Origin of the sequence: Streptomyces mirabilis (assembly GCF_018310535.1) — a bacterium.
Taxonomy (GTDB): Bacteria; Actinomycetota; Actinomycetes; order Streptomycetales; family Streptomycetaceae; genus Streptomyces.
Genome location: NZ_CP074102.1, coordinates 4,427,629 through 4,444,916 on the forward strand (window position 1 = coordinate 4,427,629; position 17,288 = coordinate 4,444,916).

Here is a 17,288-nt window from a genome sequence, read left to right on the forward strand (position 1 = left end):
GTTGCGTGCCCCCAACGGGATTCGAACCCGTGCTACCGCCTTGAAAGGGCGGCGTCCTAGGCCGCTAGACGATGAGGGCTATCGGCCCGCCTGGGCGCTTCTCAGCGCGTCGGGGACGTGAGAAGCATATGGGATGGCGGGAGGTATCGCCAAAACGGTTTACGGGGTGGTCGTGGGGGTGGTCGGCGAGGGGGAGGAGGACTGGGGCGCGCCCGGTTGGTTCTCCTTCGGGAGGTGGCGGCTGACCTCGGCCGTCGTCAGGCCCAGGCCGCCCAGTTTGATCTCGTCCCAGGCCTGGAGACGGCGGGTGTCGCGGTTGACGTAGAGGATCGAGGCCTCGATGGGGTCCGGGTACTTGCCCTCGATCGCGCGCAGGCCGCTGCCGCCCGTCGAGCCCTCGACGCGCAGGCGGGTTCCGTACTTCATGACCTCCATCTGCTCGTGGTGGAGGTGACCGGCCAGGACGAGGGGCACCTCGCCGTCCGTCCCGCGGGCCGCCGACGGCTCGTGGGCGATGGCGATGTCGACGGGGGTGCCTGCCGAGCGCTGGTCGCGGAGGGCGGAGGCCAGGCGGGCGCCGGCCAGATCCTCCGCCGCGTCGCCGCCCGGGGCGACCGAGCGGTCGGGGGTGAACTGGGGGTCGCCGATACCGGCGAAGCGCAGGCCCGCGACCGTGATCGCGCGGCCGTCGTCCAGGACGTGCACGTTCTTCAGGCGTTCCAGGTAGCGCTGGGTGACGAGGCTGTCGTGGTTGCCGCGCACCCAGATGTAGGGCGCGCCCAGGTCGGGGATGGGGTCCAGGAAGCCGTTCTCGGCCGACGTTCCGTGGTCCATGGTGTCGCCGGAGTCGACGATCACATTGATCGAGTACTGCTTCACCAGCGACGCGATGATCTTCCAGCTCGCGGGGTTGAGGTGGATGTCGGAGACGTGCAGGACCCGGATCGTGGACGGGTCCGGCTCGTACGTCGGGAGCGTGGACGTGACGTCGTAGAGCTTCGTCACGTTCGTCACCAGGCGTGCCAACTCCTCCTGGTAGACGTTGAATTCGCTGACGATGTTGCGGGCGTTGCCGACGAGGGAGGGGGCGGAGGAGAGCAGTCCGGAGAACCTCGGTTCCAGCACCGAATTCGGGTTCCAGGTGGCGAAGGCCGTCGCACCCGAGGCGGTGAGCAGGGTGAGGGCAAGGCCGCCGGCGGCCAGGGCGCGGCGCGGGCGGCGGTAGACCGCGAGGCCGAGGGCCGTGGCGCCCGACACGACCGCGACGCAGGACCGTACGGCCAGGTCGAGCGTGCCGTGCTCGACGTCGTGCGCGACCTCGTCCTGCAGGCCCGAGAGCCGCTCGGGGTGGTCGACCAGGGCTTGCGCACGGACCGGGTCGAGCTGGTCGACGTTCACGTCGAGGCGGACCGGGGCGATGTGGCTGTTCAGCTCCAGGGCGCCGAGCGGGGAGACGTTGATCTTGGTGCCGCCGGTGACCGAGGGGCGCAGGGTCATCGTGGTGTTCATGGGGCCGACCGGGACGCGCACATTGCCCACGATCAGCAGGCCCAGCCAGGCGCCGAGGAGGACGACCGCCAGTAGGCCGAGCGCCCGGGTGTACGGGTTCGGCTGCTGGACGAGTTCCTCGGTGACGGGGCGGAAGCGGCGGGTGCGGCGGAGGTGGCGGGAGCGGAGGGTGTGGTGCTTGCGGGTCAGGGTGGTGGTGACGGCGGATATGACGGTGGTGACGGCAGCGGGGACGCGGGCCATTGGTCCCGTATGCCCAAGTGCGGGGGTGGGTATGCGGGGCGTACGGGGTTGTCGTCGACTCTCCTGCGCGGCGGTCGTACCGGACAATGGCCGTGTGCTGGAGATGACGCGCGAGGAGTTCGAGGAACTGGTCGCCGAGGCGCTGGACCGGATTCCGCCGGAGCTGACGCGGTTGATGGACAACGTGGCGGTGTTCGTCGAGGACGAGCCCGACCCCGCCGATCCCGAGCTGCTCGGGCTCTACGAGGGAACTCCCCTGACCGATCGCGGGGAGTGGTACGCGGGGGTGCTGCCGGATCGGATCACGATCTACCGGGGGCCGACCCTGCGGATGTGCGAGACGCGGGAGGACGTGGTCGCGGAGACCGAGGTCACCGTGGTGCACGAGATCGCGCATCACTTCGGGATCGATGACGAACGGCTGCACGCGCTCGGCTACGGGTGAGCGAGCGGAGAGTGGGTGACGGGGGCTGACGCGCCCGGGGCTCGGGACGTGTGTCATGTTCCCGCGTGTCCTCTTGTGGGCGGCGGGAGTTGGGCAGGGGGACTCCCCGATCCATCCCCAGGCTCTCGGCCTCGCCGAGCAGGGGAGACCCCCTCCGGAGGTGGCTGCCCGTGCGCGCCTTGTACGTACCCGTCCGTCTGGCCGCCACGGTCATCTTCGTCGCGTCCGCCGCCGGCTGTATGAGCGTGGGTGACGACGCGGGCCGGCCCGGGCCCGCGCACTCGGCGGGGCGCCACGGCGGCCAGGCTCCCGACGGGGGGTCCGCGGGGGGCGGGGGCGGTGGCGGGTTCCACGGGGGGACGGGTGCGAAGGGCGGTGCCTCCGCCAAGCCCGGTGAGTCGGCCTCCGGGTCGGCGTCCGCGTCCGCGTCGGCCTCCGGCGGCGCGAAGCCGTCCGCCAGGGCGACGGGCAAGGGGGACGGCAAGGGGCAGCCGGAGCAGCCCCCGCCGTCGAACGGGGTGTCGAGTCCCACGCACGCCACGTCCGACCCGACTCCGCCGCCCCCTCCCCCGCCACCGCCCGTGACGTCGACGCCCGATCCGACCACGGCGGAGCCCTCGTCCTCGGCGCATGAGCAGACCACGCAGCTGGTGGATCGGGAGCCGGCACCGCGGGCGGGCCAACCGGCGTGAGCGGGGCGGTGGGGCGTGAGCGGGGCGGTGGGGAGGGGCGGAGGGCCGACGAGTGGAGAGGCGGTGGGAAAGTCGGCGGAGGGGGCGGGAATACGCTCGACCACCGCTGGTGTTGGAACCCTTGCCAGCAGACGTAAGACCTCCCCTACGTGCCTGACCTGCCCCTTTGGGGGTCAGTTTGCCTTCAGGGGTTGGGGGTGCGTATGGTGGTAGATCGTTTGATCCCATTTGCCCGGCGCCATTGCAGAGAGCGCCGCGTGTGGCGCGTACTCTCCCTTGCCGTGGCCGGACCGCATAGAGGCGGTCGATTGCGACTTCACGGAGTTTGGGCGCGTGCCGAAGAACTCCGGAAGGTTCGCATTTCGCATGTCTGTTTCCAGTACTGATCACGTCGTCGTGCCCGAGAACAACGAGAACGACAACAACGAGGGCATCCAGGCCGCCGTCGAGACCGTGGAGACGGTCGAGACCGTCGAGGCCGCCCCCGAGATCACCTTCGACTCCCTCGGCCTCCCCGAGGGCGTCGTCCGCAAGCTCGCCCAGAACGGTGTGACCACCCCGTTCCCGATCCAGGCCGCGACCATCCCGGACGCCCTGGCCGGCAAGGACATCCTCGGCCGTGGCCGCACCGGCTCCGGCAAGACCCTCTCCTTCGGTCTGCCGACCCTGGCGCGACTCGCCGGCGGTCACACCGAGAAGAAGAAGCCGCGCGCCGTCATCCTCACGCCGACCCGTGAGCTGGCCATGCAGGTCGCCGACGCGCTGCAGCCCTACGGCGACGTCCTCGGCCTGAAGATGAAGGTCGTCTGCGGCGGTACGTCGATGGGCAACCAGATCTACGCCCTGGAGCGCGGCGTCGACGTCCTCGTCGCCACCCCGGGCCGTCTGCGCGACATCATCAACCGTGGCGCCTGCTCGCTGGAGAACGTCCAGGTGGCCGTTCTCGACGAGGCCGACCAGATGTCCGACCTGGGCTTCCTGCCCGAGGTCACCGAGCTGTTCGACCAGATCCCGGCCGGCGGCCAGCGGATGCTGTTCTCGGCCACGATGGAGAACGAGATCTCCACGCTGGTCAAGCGCTACCTGACCAACCCGGTCACGCACGAGGTCGACAGCGCCCAGGGCAACGTCACGACGATGTCCCACCACATCCTCATCGTGAAGCCCAAGGACAAGGCGCCGGTCACCGCCGCGATCGCCTCCCGCAAGGGCCGCACGATCATCTTCGTCCGCACTCAGCTGGGCGCCGACCGTATCGCCGAGCAGCTGCGCGACGCCGGTGTGAAGGCCGACGCGCTGCACGGCGGCATGACCCAGGGCGCGCGGACCCGGACGCTGGCCGACTTCAAGGACGGTTACGTCAACGCGCTCGTCGCGACCGACGTCGCCGCCCGCGGTATCCACGTCGACGGCATCGACCTGGTCCTGAACGTGGACCCGGCCGGTGACCACAAGGACTACCTGCACCGCTCCGGCCGTACGGCCCGCGCGGGCCGCAGCGGCACCGTGGTGTCCCTCTCCCTGCCGCACCAGCGCCGTCAGATCTTCCGGCTGATGGAGGACGCGGGCGTCGACGCCGCGCGTCACATCATCAACTCCGGTACGGCCTTCGAGCCCGAGGTCGCCGAGATCACCGGCGCCCGGTCGATGACCGAGGTCCAGGCCCAGTCGGCCGGCGACGCCGCGCAGCAGGCCGAGCGTGAGGTCTCGCAGCTCACCAAGGAGCTGGAGCGCGCGCAGCGTCGTGCGGTCGAGCTGCGTGGGGAGGCCGACCGTCTGGTGGCCCGTGCCGCGCGCGAGCGGGGCGAGGACCCGGAGGCGGCGGTCGTCGCAGCCGCGGAGGCCCTGGCGGAGCAGGCGGTGGCCGAGGCCCCGGCCGAGACGCCGGCCGTGTCCGAGCAGCCCGTCGCCGAGCGTTCGTCCTACGAGCCGCGTCAGCGCCGCGACGAGCGGGGCAACTACGAGCGTCGCGACAACGACCGCGGTGACCGCGGTGGTTCCGGCTTCCGTCGGGACAACGACCGTCGGGACGACCGTGGTGGTCGTTCGTTCGAGCGTCGTGACGACCGCGGTGGCTCTGGCTTCCGTCGGGACAACGACCGTCGGGACGACCGTGGTGGTCGTTCGTTCGAGCGTCGTGACGACCGCGGTGGTTCCGGCTTCCGTCGGGACAACGACCGTGGTGCCGCCGGCCGTACCTTCGAGCGTCGCGACGACCGTGGCGGCCACCGTGGCAGCGACCGTCCCTTCAACCGCGACCGCCAGGACAACCGTCCCTCCAGCGGTTTCCGCGCCGGCAGCCACGACCGCCCGTACGGCCGTCGCGACGACCACCGCGGCACCGGCACGGGTACCGGCACCGGTTCCTTCGGCCGCCGCGACGAGAAGCCCCGCTGGAAGCGCAACGGCTGATGTCCGCTGACGTCCGCGACTGCTGACTGAACGCCGTGGCCCCCACCGATCCGGTGGGGGCCACGGCGTTTTCCGTGCCCGTGCCCGCGCCCCCGCACCATTCGAAAAGACTTTCCCGAGACTTTGAACTCGCTGTACGATCAGCCGACTTCTGAGACGGATGCGACGGCCGGGGGGCCGGGGGGCATCGAGAAGCGGTGCGCGTCCCGTCTCGTTTTTCGGGGAGGGTCTTCTTGACTCGTCATGCCTTCGTGCGCCTGCGTCTCGTCGCCGCCTCCGCGGTGCTGGCGGCCGGCCTGAGCCCGTTGCTGCCGTCGCCGACGGCGGTCGCGGACGCGCCGCAGGAGACGGTGGTGCCGGCGACACTGCGCAGCACCTACACCTCGGCCGAGCTCTACAGCGGGTCGACGGCCGGCGGCCACGACGGCGCGGGACAGCAGGGCGTCTTCCACACGCTGGAGGGGTCCGGGCTGGTCTGGACGCGGTACGCGGACGGAACGTCGGTGCCCGTGACGCGGCCGGCAGGGATCACCGGTACCTGGGGGACCGGCGGCGACGTCCTCGCGTACCGCTACGCGGGGGGCCGGGTCGACCTGTGGAACGCGGTCGACGGGACCACCCACACCCTCCAGACACCCTCGGGCCTGACGCTGCTCACCGCGTACAGCGACCTGGCGGTCGCCTACCGAGGCGTGAAGGACGAGAACGGCAGGGCCTGGCGGGAGATGCACCTGCTGTTCCCGGAGGCCGACGGCAGCACGCGTGACGTGCCGGTCGGCGGAGTGCCCGCGGGCGTGGAGCTCGGAGCGCCCGTGGGCGGTGACGCCGACGGGCTGCTGTTCCAGGCCTCGAAGGACGGGCAGTACCTGTCGGTCATGGTCGACCGGCGGACGGGGCAGGTGCGGGACTGGACCCCGCCGCGCTCCAAGGTCTACCTCAGGGCCCAGGTCACCGCCGAGCACGTGGTCCTGTTCAACGTCAACGAGACCGCCGTGCAGGTGTTCTCCCGCTCCGACCTGTCGGCGGCCCCGACCGAGGTCACGCTGTCGGGCAGCGGCAGCGTGAACCCCGCGCAGGACCTCGCCGTCGTCGGCGACTGGCTGGTCCACCGGCCCAGCGGCGGTACGGCGGTGATCGCCAAACCGATCGCGGGTGGCCCCGCGGTCACCTTGATGCCCTCGTCGGGTGTCTACTCCTCCGCCGTCTCCGACGGCACCGCCGTCCTGATCGGCCGCACCACCGCCGACGACTGGGGCGTCCAGCGCATCCAGCCGGGCCCGGGCGGCAGTCCGGTCGTCACCCAGGTCAGGGCTCTGCCCAAGCCGCCGATCAAGATCCAGGGACTGTCCCTGGAACAGGGGCGGCTGCTCGTCGCCGACACCGGCGGCCCGGGCGGACACCGCGACGACTACGTACGGACCGTCGCCGTGACCGGCACCCCCGAGTTCGGCGCACGCTCGTCGTTCGACGGCACCGACCTGAACCTCGGCACCTGCCCGGCGACGGAGGTCGGCTGCTCCCAGCTCCATGGCACGGCCGACGGTCGCGCCGCCTGGGTGACGAAGGACAGCGCGACCAGCGACCGTATTCGCGTCAACGGGCCGGCCCCGTACACCTTCTGGGAGCGCAGTGTCCCCGCCGGTGGCCGGATCACCGACGTGTCAGGCCAGTACCTGATCCACACGACGGACACCGCGCAGAGCGTCTACAAGATCGGCAACGACGGCGCCCCGGCGCTCACCCGCACGCCCGGCGCCGCCGCCCTCTCCGGCGACACCCTGTGGACCCGGGGCACCACCCCCGGCACCGTCACGGCGTACGACCTCACCACGAAGAAGACCACCGAGACCCTCACCACCGACGCCGGCTGCGCACCCACCGAACTGCGGGCCAACGGCCGTTGGCTGTACTGGAGTTGCGCCGACGGAACAGCCGGCGTCTACGACCGTACGGCGAAGAAGTCCGTGCCCGTCCCGGCCGGCGAGGCGGAACTCGGCGACGGATTCGTCGTCACGCACGACAGACAGGCCGGACAACTGGTCCTCACGACGGTCGCGGACGGCACACCCGTGAGCCGCGTGATCGGCGCACTGCCCGACACCGGAATCTCCCAGCGCGACGTGCGCTGGACGGTCGACGAGTCGACCGGAAACGTGGCCTACGTCGACGACCAGGAGCGCGTGCACCTCGTGCCGACCGGCGTCACCCAGCAGCCGCTGCGCCTGCTGGCCCCGGTCGACTCGGCGTCCATCCTCGTCGCGCATGAGATCGACACGACGCCGTCCACGCTGACCACCGTGCTGCTGTCGAAGCCGGCCGCGGGCTGGCGGCTGACCGTGCGCAGCCGCGCCACCGGCAAGGTCGTGGACACGCGGGACGGCGGTGCGACACGGGGCGAGGTGAAGGTCGGCTGGTTCGGGACGGACGCCAAGGGGGCGTTCCTGACGAACGGGTCGTACGACTGGACGCTGTCCGTCACACCGGCCGACGGCGTCGGTGCCCCGGTGACGGCGAGCGGCACGGTCGCCCTGTTCGACGCCGCGCCGGCTCGCCACGACTACATCGGCGGCGGCGACTCCGTCGGCGACCTGCTCACCCTCAGCTCCTCGGGCACGCTGGGCTTCCGGCAGGGCTCGGGCAAGGGCACGTTCTCCGTGAACCTCGGCACCAGCAGCGGCTGGACGACGACCAACAAGGTGGTGCCGTTCGGCGACCTGAGCGGCGACCGCTGCAACGACGTCCTGGTCCGGCTGACCAGCGGGGCACTGCGCGCGTACAAGCCGGACTGCTACGGCAGGCTGAAGCCGTCGACGGCGTACACCTCGCTCGGCACCAGCGGCTGGAACCAGTACGACGTCCTCACCGCGCCCGGCGACATCAGCGGCGACGGCCGCCCGGATCTGATCGCGCGCAACACGGCGACCGGCACGGTGTACCTCTACAAGGGCACGAGCACGGGCAAGCTGTCCGCGCGCGTGAAGCTGTACGCCAACTGGAAGACGTACAAGAAGGTCGTCGGCGTCGGTGACCTGAACGGCGACGGCATCGGTGACCTGCTCGCCCAGGACAAGACCAACACCCTGTACCGCTACTACGGCACCGGCAAGGGGTCGTTCGGCGGGCGGACGAAGGTGTTCGCGGGCTGGGGCGGGTCGTACGACGTCGTCGTCGGCGCCGGGGACATCACGGGCGACGGCAGGGCGGATCTGGTCGCGCGGGACACCGCGGGCAATCTGTACCGTCAGAACGGCACCGGCAAGGGGTCGTTCGCGGCGCGGGTCAAGATCGGGAGCGGCTGGCAGGGCTACAAGGGCCTTTTCTAGCCAACCCGACGACTTGATCGGTGCATGTCGATCCCCCAGCGAGGGAATCGCTGGGGCATGACAGATGACGCCATGGCGAGTGGGCTGTCGGACGAAGAACGGCTTGCCCAGCTCGGCTACACGCAGGTTCTCGCCCGCCGTATGTCGGCGTTCTCCAACTACGCGGTCTCGTTCACGATCATCTCGGTTCTCTCGGGGTGCCTGACGCTGTATCTGTTCGGCATGAACACCGGCGGCCCCGCCGTGATCACGTGGGGGTGGGTCGCGGTCGGACTGATGACGCTGTTCGTCGGGCTGTCGATGGCCGAGATCTGTTCGGCCTATCCGACCTCGGCGGGGCTGTACTTCTGGGCCCACCGGCTGGCGCCCGCGAGGTCGGCCGCCGCCTGGGCCTGGTTCACGGGGTGGTTCAACGTCCTCGGGCAGGTCGCGGTGACTGCCGGGATCGACTTCGGCGCGGCGTCCTTCCTGGGCGCGTATCTGAACCTGCAGTTCGACTTCACGATCACGCCGGGCCGTACGATCCTGCTCTTCGCCGGGATCCTCGTCCTGCACGGGCTGCTGAACACCTTCGGGGTCCGGATCGTCGCCCTCCTCAACGACATCAGCGTGTGGTGGCACGTGCTGGGTGTCGGGGTGATCGTGGGCGCGCTGGCCTTCGTACCGGACCACCATCAGTCGGCGTCCTTCGTGTTCACGCACTTCGTGAACAACACGGGCTGGGGCAGCGGCGTGTACGTCGTCCTCATCGGCCTGCTGATGGCGCAGTACACCTTCACCGGGTACGACGCCTCCGCCCATATGACCGAGGAGACGCACGACGCGTCGACGGCGGGCCCGAAGGGCATCGTGCAGTCGATCTGGACCTCGTGGATAGCCGGGTTCGTGCTGCTGCTGGGCTTCACCTTCGCCATCCAGTCGTACGACAAGGAGCTGGGCTCGGCGACGGGCGCGCCGCCGGCGCAGATCCTGCTCGACGCGCTGGGGGCGACGGCGGGCAAGCTCCTGCTCCTGGTCGTGATCGGCGCGCAGCTCTTCTGCGGGATGGCGTCCGTCACCGCCAACAGCCGCATGATCTACGCGTTTTCGCGGGACGGCGCGCTGCCGTTCTCACACGTCTGGCACACCGTGAGCCCGCGCACCCGCACGCCGGTCGCGGCGGTGTGGCTGGCGGCACTGGGCGCGCTCGTGCTGGGGCTGCCGTACCTGATCAATGTGACGGCGTACGCGGCCGTGACGTCGATCGCTGTGATCGGGCTCTACATCGCGTACGTCATCCCGACGCTGCTGCGGCTGCGCAAGGGGGAGGCGTTCGAGCGGGGGCCGTGGCACCTGGGCCGCTGGTCGCGCGCGATCGGCGTGGTCTCGGTCGCCTGGGTCGTCGTGATCACGGTCCTGTTCATGCTGCCGCAGGTCTCGCCGGTCACCTGGGAGACCTTCAACTACGCCCCGGTCGCGGTCCTCGTCGTCCTCGGCTTCGCCGCGACCTGGTGGCTGGCCTCGGCCCGCCACTGGTTCCTCAACCCCGACCACGCCCGCACGGTCGCCCGCGTGGCGGCGCGCAAGGAAGCGCCCGAACCGGTTGATCCATAGGGCTGTTCGCTGTTGGCGTGGCCGGGACGCCGATACCCGATCGGAGTCCTGGCCTCGTCCGGCTATGCTCGGGGATGCATCGGCACGGGATCGATCCGGGCCGGCGTGTGGACCCTTAGCTCAATTGGCAGAGCAGTGGACTTTTAATCCATTGGTTGTGGGTTCGAGTCCCACAGGGTCTACCGAAAAGCCCCAGGTCAGAGGGAATCTGACCTGGGGCTTCGGTGTGCTTGGGGAGTGTGGGGCCCGATGGCTCAGCCCGCCGTGAGTTCCGGCAGGGGGAGCGTGTGCTGGGTCTGGAGGACCTTGGCGCGCAGGTAGCGCACGTTGTGGGCGGTGGTGAAGACGCCCGTCGGGACACGGTGGGAGACCGTGACGCCGAGGTCGCGCAGCTGCTCGGCCTTGTCCGGGTTGTTGGAGAGCAGGTCCAGGTCGTCGATGCCGAGGGCCTGGAGCATCTGGGCCGCCGCCGTGTAGTCGCGGCCGTCCTCGGGCAGACCGAGCGCGGCGTTTGCGGCGTATGTGTCGAGGCCCTGGTCCTGGAGGGCGTACGCGTCGAGCTTGTTGTAGAGGCCGATGCCGCGGCCCTCCTGACGGAGGTACAGGAGCACTCCGCCGCGCTCCGCGATCTGCTCCACCGCCTCGCGCAGCTGCGGGCCGCAGTCGCAGCGGGCCGAGCCGAAGACGTCACCGGTCAGGCATTCGGAGTGGAGCCGCACCAGCGGGGTCGCGCCGGGCTTGCCGAGCACGACGGCGAGGTGCTCCTTGTCGTCGGCGAGGCCGTGGAAGGTGACCAACTCCGCGTCGACCGAGTAGCCGTCGCCGAAACGCAGGGGCACAGTGACGCGGGTGCGCACCGTGGCGGTGGGGAAATCGCGCATGTTGTCTCTCCGGTCCAGCGGGTGTGGTGCGAGTTGTGCCGGTGGTGCTTCAGTTTTGAAGCACTGCCTCGGAGGCAGACAGTACACGGTGCTTTAAAGTTCAAGCAACGGCTTTGCTCGATTCCGTGTCGTACGGCTCACGAAGAGTGCTGTCGTACGGCTCGCGAGGAATGTCGTCGCCGACTACGAGGAACGCCGTCGCCGACTCACGAAGAACGCCGTCGCCATGGCAGATCTTCCCCGCAGGCCCCGGGATTCTCCCCCTGGATGCCGCGGGTGATGGCCCCGCAGATCTCCTCCAGTTGTCCCACCTGCTCCGGGGTCAGCCGGTCGAAGACCGCCCTCATGACCTGCTCCGCGTGACCCGGCGCCGCCCGCTCCAGAACGTCCATGCCCTCGTCCGTGAGGACCGCGACCTGGGTGCGCTTGTCGCTGTGGCAGCCCTCCCGGCGCACCAGGCCGTCGTTCGCCAGCCGGGTGACGCCGTACGTCAGCCGACTGCGGGTGATCTTCAGGATCTCGGCGAGGTCGGTCATCCGCAGCCGCCGGTCCGGTGCCTCGGACAGCATGGCCAGGATGGAGTAGTAAAGGTGGGGCATGCCGGTCTCGGCCTGGAGTTGCCGGTCGATCGTGTCCTCCAGGAGCGAGGTGGCGGCGTTGTACGCGCGCCAGGCGCGCTGCTCGGCGGGGGAGAGCCAGCGGGTCGTCATGCCGCCAGTCTAGGTATTGTTTAAAACTTGAACCACTAGGAGCCCTGCGCTCGGAGCTGGAGAGTGCGCCCCATGCCCCACCCCTATGTCCTGTTGTCCGCCGCCGTCTCCCTCGACGGCTTCCTGGACGACACCGGCCCCGACCGCCTGCTGCTCTCGGGCCCGGCCGACTTCGACCGGGTCGACGAGGTGCGGGCGTCCAGCGACGCGATCCTGATCGGCGCCGGCACCATCCGCGCGGACAACCCCCGGCTGCTGGTCAACTCCGCCGAGCGCCGGGCGGCGCGGATCGCCGCAGGACGCCCGGAGTACCCGCTGAAGGTCACCGTCAGCGGCTCCGGCGACCTCGACCCGGACGCCCAGTTCTGGCACACGGGCGGCGAGAAGGTCGTCTACACGACGGACAAGGGTGCCGGACGCGCCACCGACGCCCTGCGCGGACTGGACGTCGCCGTGGTCCCGACCGGCGCCGAATTGGACTGGCGCGTCGTGCTCGAACACCTCCACGACGTACGCGGGGTGCGGCGGCTCATGGTCGAGGGCGGGGGGCGCGTGCACACCCAGCTGATGGCGCAGGGGCTGGCGGACGAGCTGCAGCTCGCCGTCGCGCCGCTCTTCGTGGGGGAGCCGGACGCGCCACGGCTGTTCGGACCCGGGGGATATCCGCCGGGCCGGATGCTGCTGGTGGAGACACGGCCGGTCGGGGACGTCGTCCTCGTCCGCTACGTCCCCACCGCACCCGGGGCGGGCGCTCTCGCCTCCGCCGCGGACCGGCACTGGCTGGGCGTCGCCTGCGAGCTGGCGGCGCTGTGCCCGCCCTCGGAGACGGCGTTCAGTGTGGGGGCGGTGGTGGTGGCGGCCGACGGCACCGAGCTGGCGCGCGGGCACTCGCGGGAGGGCGACGACCCCGTCGTGCACGCCGAGGAGGCGGCGCTCGCGAAGATCGATGCCGCGGATCCGCGGCTGCGCTCCGCCACCGTGTACAGCAGCCTGGAACCCTGCGCGCGGAGGGCGTCCCGGCCCGCGCCCTGTGCGCGGCTGATCCTCGACGCGGGTGTACGGCGGGTGGTCACCGCGTGGCGCGAGCCCGACACGTTCGTGACGGGGGCCGACGGGAACGGTCTGCTCGTGGCCGCGGGGGCGGATGTCGTCGTACTGCCGGAGTTCGAGGAGCAGGCCGTGGCGCCCAATCGGCACCTTCTCGCGGCCGGGTAGGGGCGGCCTCGCGGGCGTCCGCGAAAAGCCTGGTGAATCGGGCCCCGCGGATGGCGTACACTAATTTCAACGACGCGGGGTGGAGCAGCTCGGTAGCTCGCTGGGCTCATAACCCAGAGGTCGCAGGTTCAAATCCTGTCCCCGCTACTGAAGGCCAAGGGCCGGAACTCGGAAACGAGTTCCGGCCCTTGGTTTTTCCCGTCTGCCGTCCCAGATTTCTTGCCGTCCGGGTTTCCTCCCGCCCGGCTTTCCCGTTTGCCGTCCCGCCCCGGTTTTCCCTGCCGACCCGACTTTCTGTAGTCTTCCGCTCACTATGAGTCGTCCTCGGTGGCTGGTCCGGTGCGCGCCGGCGTTCGCGCTGCTGCTCGCCGCGTGCGCGCTGTTCTTCGGGGTCTGCCACGGCGGTCATGGCTTCGTGCCGGACGGCGGGACCGTCGTCGCCCCGGCCGGGCACCACCACGGGCACGGCGGAGCGGGCGGCGTCCGGTGGTCGGGCTCGGACTGACGCATCCCCCGGTCGGCCCCTCACCACTCGCCCCCCGCCCCCGCGCCGGGAAGCCTGGACGGGTGGGGCAGCAGCAAGGAGGCGTGCAGCGGGCCGAGGAGCCGAACGACGAGCCGAACGACTGGCCGTACGACCGGTCCGGTGGGCGATTGCCCGGGGACCCCGTGCCTGATCCGGGGCTGGGGGACGAGCCGATGCCCCGCCCGGCCGAGGCGGACCTGAGCCGGATCTCCTGCGCGCGAAACCTCGTCCGGGTGCTGCCCGCGCTGCTCATCCTGGTCGGCGCGTTCTACGACTACTTCACCCCGATGGCCTTCACCGCGGGCCCCCTCTTCACGGCCGCGCCGCTCGTGGCCGCCCCGCTCTTCTCGCTGCGCGGCACCGTGCTCACCGGCATCGCGGCGCTCGTCTCGGTGCTCACGATCCACATCCGGCTCGGCATCGTCTCCAAGGTGGACGCGCTCACGGAGGTCGCCACCGTGGCGACCGTCGGCGTGCTGGCCGTGCTCATCAACATCCTCGTCCGTCGCACCGACGAACGACTCGCCTCGGCCCACCGGATCGCCGAGGCGGCCCAGCGTGCCGTCCTGCCGGAACCCGACCGGCGGATCGGCGGCCTCGACGTCGCGGCGCGCTACGAGGCCGCGCAGGCGGGCGCGTTCATCGGCGGCGACCTGTACGCGGTGCAGGACTCCCCGCACGGCGTACGGCTGGCGGTGGGCGACGTACGCGGGAAGGGCATGGAAGCGGTGGCCGCCGTCGCGGTGCTCATCGGGGCGTTCCGGGAGGCGGCCGAGCAGGAGGCCACGCCGGAGGCGGTCGCGCAGCGGCTGGAGCGGGCGCTGGCCCGCGAGGGCATCCGGCGCAAGGGCCTCGACGCCTTCGAGGGGTTCACCACCGCCGTCCTCGCGGAGATCACGCACGAGGGCGGCCTCGTACGGTTCGTCAACCGCGGCCACCCGCCGCCGCTGCTCCTGCACGCGGACGGAACGCTGGTCACGCTCGCAGCCGCGCACCCCGCACTGCCGCTCGGCATGGGTGAGTTGGGCAGCTGGCCGGACCGTGCGCAGGAGGCGGAGTTCCCGCACGGGGCCACGCTCCTCTTCCACACGGACGGACTGTCCGAGGCCCGCGACGCGCAGGGGCGCTTCTACGATCCGGCCGCGCGCCTGGCCGGACGGACCTTCCCCGGCCCCGACGTCCTGCTGGCCACCCTTTCGGAGGAGGTCCGGCGGCACACGGGCGGAGCACTGACCGACGACATGGCACTGCTCGCCGTACGGCGGCCGTAGTCACGGGAAGGGGCGTTCTTGATCGTTGTCACGAGGGGTGATCGGCCGATGCCCCTCCGCATAACAACTGACGCACTGTCACATAACCGCCGGGTAGAAGGGTGCGGCCAACTCGCCCGATTTCCGCCGCTCATGGTCGGTAAGTCCTGGCCAAAAGTGGTTAATGATCAGTACGAACAGCTTGGAATCCGGTACCCGTGTCTATTAACGTTCGATAACGCAGCGCGGTCGTCCCAGCCGTCACAAGAGTCGGCTCCGTGCGCACGCGCCGAATCCCGCAAGGGAACCGGGGAACCACCAACTTGGGGTGAATCGAGCGTCTTTCACGGTGGAGACACCGTGGGTTGACGCGCGTAGGAGACCTTCCTGCTCCGAACCCGTCAGCTAACCCGGTAGGCGAGAAGGAAGGAAAGGAGCACGCCCACGTGGCGTCCAACCGGCCCGCCCAGCCCACTTCGTTCCCGCCGAACGAGACCCAGACTTTTGGCTACGCCTACGGCAAGGACGAGGGCCCCTGGGAGGAGTGGAACCCGACCGAGGATTCGCTCCGTCCCCTCCGCGGCCGGCACCGCGTCTCCAAGCAGCGCGGCGGGGGACTCGCCCGCAGCTCCACGGTCCTGGGCGTCGGCGTCATCGCCGCCGTCGGCGCGGGCGGCATGGCCACCGCGGCGCCCGGCAAGCCGCCGGTGTCCATCTCGCTGCCCGATCTCTCCTCGGTCACCCAGTCCGCCAAGGCGCTGATATCCGACGGCGGTTCCAGCACGCCGAAGGGCTCCGCCACCCCGCTCACCAGCGCCGGTGTGACCAGCGCCGACGCCGCGCAGGGCAACAAGGACGCGGGCGAGGCACTGCGCGCCCGCATCATCCTGCAGGCCGAGTCGCAGCAGGACCAGGTCGACAAGGCGGCCCAGGCCGCAGCCGAGTCCGCCGCGGCGAAGAAGGCGGTCGCGCTGGCCGCCAAGCAGAAGGACGACGCCGAGGCCAAGGTCGCCGCCGCCAAGAAGAAGGCGGACGAGGACGCCAAGCAGAAGGCCGAGGCCGCGCGCCTCGCCGAGCTCGCCAAGAGCTACTCGCTGCCCACCTCCTCGTACACCCTGACCTCCCGCTTCGGTGACGCCGGTTCCATGTGGTCCTCCGGGTACCACACCGGCCTCGACTTCGCGGCCCCCACCGGCACGCTGATCAAGGCCATCCACAGCGGCACGATCACGGAGGCGGGCTGGGCCGGCTCGTACGGCTACCGCACCATCCTCACCCTCGACGACGGCACGGAGCTGTGGTTCTGCCACCAGTCGTCCATCAGCGTCAGCGTGGGGCAGAAGGTGGCCACCGGCGACGTCATCGGGCGCGTGGGCGCGACCGGCAACGTGACCGGGCCGCATCTGCACCTGGAGGTTCACCCGGGCGGCGGCAGCGCGATCGACCCGATGGCGTGGCTGCAGAGCAAGGGCATCAACCCCTGATCGTTCCCGGGGGCCGTGTGCGGAATACGGCAGTCCGGTACGGCTGCTGAAATAAAGCATGACTTCTCTCCGCAAGCTCGGCTCCTCCGACCTCGAGGTCTTCCCGCTCTCCCTCGGCGGCAACGTCTTCGGCTGGACAGCCGACGAGGCGCAGTCCTTCGCCGTGCTCGACGCGTACACGGCCGGGGGCGGCAACTTCGTCGACACCGCCGACGGCTACTCCGCGTGGATCGCCGGCCACACGGGCGGTGAGTCGGAGACGATCATCGGCAAGTGGTTCGCCGCGCGCGGCAACCGCTCCGACGTGGTCCTCGCCACCAAGGTCAGCACCCACCCCGAGTACAAGGGCCTGTCCGCGACGAACATCAGGGCCGCCGCCGACGCCTCGCTGCGCCGCCTCGGCACGGACTACATCGACCTCTACTACACCCACTTCGACGACACCTCGGTGCCGGTCGAGGAGATCATCGGCGCGCTGGACGAACTGGTGCGGGCCGGCAAGGTCCGGGAGATCGCCGCCTCCAACATCTCCGCCGAGCGGCTCGCGGAGTCCGTGGAGTTCTCCGACCGCGAGGGCCTCGCGCGATACGTCGCCCTCCAGCCCCACTACAACCTCGTCTCGCGCGACACCTACGAGGGCCCGCTCCAGGAGGTCGCCTCCCGGACCGGCCTGGCCGCCGTCCCGTACTTCGCGCTCGCGTCCGGCTTCCTCACCGGCAAGTACCGCCCGGGTACGACCGTCGACTCCGCGCGGGCCGAGGGCGCAGGCAAGCACCTCGACACCGAGCGCGGCATCCGCGTCCTGGCCGCTCTCGACGAGGTCGCCGGGGCCCATGACGCCGAGGTCGCCACGGTCGCCCTCGCCTGGCTCGCCGCCCGGCCGACGGTCGCGGCGCCCATCGCCTCCGCCCGGACGGTCGAGCAGTTGCCGGCCCTGCTGGCGGTCGCCGACCTGACCCTGACGGACGCGGAGGTGGCCAGGCTGACGGAAGCGTCCGCCTGAGG

Annotated in this window: 13 protein-coding genes, 3 tRNA genes and 1 riboswitch; of the genes, 12 read left to right on the forward strand and 4 right to left on the reverse strand. The window is 70.7% G+C overall.

Annotation, left to right across the window (positions count from 1 at the left end):
* Positions 1–6 precede the first annotated feature (6 nt).
* Together SMIR_RS19630 and SMIR_RS19635 are read right to left on the reverse strand one after the other, a co-directional pair.
* A tRNA-Glu gene (locus SMIR_RS19630) sits at positions 7–79 on the reverse strand.
* An 80-nt stretch (positions 80–159) separates the two neighbouring features.
* Complete coding sequence (locus tag SMIR_RS19635; protein WP_168493216.1) at positions 160–1,752, reverse strand: metallophosphoesterase family protein; 1,593 nt, start codon at positions 1,750–1,752, stop codon at positions 160–162.
* Positions 1,753–1,846: 94 nt separating this feature from the next.
* Here SMIR_RS19635 and SMIR_RS19640 point away from each other — a divergent pair, with 94 nt between their 5' ends.
* The 6 genes from SMIR_RS19640 to SMIR_RS19665 all read left to right on the forward strand — a co-directional run bounded on the left by SMIR_RS19640 (position 1,847) and on the right by SMIR_RS19665 (position 10,399).
* Complete coding sequence (locus SMIR_RS19640) at positions 1,847–2,197, forward strand: metallopeptidase family protein (protein WP_067377126.1); 351 nt, start codon at positions 1,847–1,849, stop codon at positions 2,195–2,197.
* Positions 2,198–2,367: 170 nt separating this feature from the next.
* Complete coding sequence (locus SMIR_RS19645) at positions 2,368–2,889, forward strand: hypothetical protein (protein ID WP_212727191.1); 522 nt, start codon at positions 2,368–2,370, stop codon at positions 2,887–2,889.
* 366 nt (positions 2,890–3,255) lie between these two features.
* On the forward strand, positions 3,256–5,301 hold the full coding sequence (locus SMIR_RS19650) for a DEAD/DEAH box helicase (RefSeq protein ID WP_212727192.1): 2,046 nt from the start codon (positions 3,256–3,258) through the stop codon (positions 5,299–5,301).
* 233 nt (positions 5,302–5,534) lie between these two features.
* Positions 5,535–8,624 (forward strand): FG-GAP-like repeat-containing protein, encoded by a 3,090-nt coding sequence (locus SMIR_RS19655; RefSeq protein ID WP_168493209.1) that lies wholly within the window; start codon positions 5,535–5,537, stop codon positions 8,622–8,624.
* 57 nt (positions 8,625–8,681) lie between these two features.
* A complete protein-coding gene (locus SMIR_RS19660) occupies positions 8,682–10,217 on the forward strand; it encodes an amino acid permease (RefSeq protein ID WP_168493207.1) in 1,536 nt (511 codons plus the stop codon).
* Between the two features lie 109 nt (positions 10,218–10,326).
* Positions 10,327–10,399 (forward strand) — tRNA-Lys (locus tag SMIR_RS19665).
* A gap of 72 nt (positions 10,400–10,471) precedes the next feature.
* Here SMIR_RS19665 and SMIR_RS19670 read toward each other — a convergent pair.
* The gene (locus SMIR_RS19670; protein ID WP_054230267.1) at positions 10,472–11,098 is read right to left on the reverse strand and encodes a GTP cyclohydrolase II; all 627 of its coding nucleotides are present in this window, start codon (positions 11,096–11,098) and stop codon (positions 10,472–10,474) included.
* Positions 11,099–11,304: 206 nt separating this feature from the next.
* Positions 11,305–11,808: a MarR family winged helix-turn-helix transcriptional regulator gene (locus SMIR_RS19675; RefSeq protein WP_168493205.1), complete on the reverse strand. Its 504-nt coding sequence runs from the start codon at positions 11,806–11,808 to the stop codon at positions 11,305–11,307.
* 72 nt (positions 11,809–11,880) lie between these two features.
* Between SMIR_RS19675 and SMIR_RS19680 the strand changes: the two genes are divergently transcribed.
* The 6 genes from SMIR_RS19680 (at position 11,881) to SMIR_RS19705 (ending at position 17,286) form a co-directional block, all read left to right on the forward strand.
* Positions 11,881–13,023 carry a dihydrofolate reductase family protein gene (locus tag SMIR_RS19680; protein ID WP_168493203.1) on the forward strand — a complete coding sequence of 381 codons (1,143 nt, stop codon included), beginning with the start codon at positions 11,881–11,883 and terminating at the stop codon, positions 13,021–13,023.
* A gap of 73 nt (positions 13,024–13,096) precedes the next feature.
* Positions 13,097–13,170, forward strand: a tRNA-Met gene (locus SMIR_RS19685).
* A 166-nt stretch (positions 13,171–13,336) separates the two neighbouring features.
* Complete coding sequence (locus SMIR_RS19690) at positions 13,337–13,528, forward strand: hypothetical protein (protein ID WP_168493201.1); 192 nt, start codon at positions 13,337–13,339, stop codon at positions 13,526–13,528.
* Positions 13,529–13,722: 194 nt separating this feature from the next.
* Entirely contained in the window at positions 13,723–14,820 is a 1,098-nt protein-coding gene (locus SMIR_RS19695) for a PP2C family protein-serine/threonine phosphatase (RefSeq protein ID WP_168501141.1), read from the forward strand.
* A gap of 256 nt (positions 14,821–15,076) precedes the next feature.
* Positions 15,077–15,234, forward strand: a riboswitch (cyclic di-AMP (ydaO/yuaA leader).
* Positions 15,235–15,245: 11 nt separating this feature from the next.
* The gene (locus SMIR_RS19700) at positions 15,246–16,283 is read left to right on the forward strand and encodes a M23 family metallopeptidase (protein WP_168493199.1); all 1,038 of its coding nucleotides are present in this window, start codon (positions 15,246–15,248) and stop codon (positions 16,281–16,283) included.
* Between the two features lie 58 nt (positions 16,284–16,341).
* The gene (locus tag SMIR_RS19705) at positions 16,342–17,286 is read left to right on the forward strand and encodes an aldo/keto reductase (protein WP_168493197.1); all 945 of its coding nucleotides are present in this window, start codon (positions 16,342–16,344) and stop codon (positions 17,284–17,286) included.
* Positions 17,287–17,288: the final 2 nt, after the last annotated feature.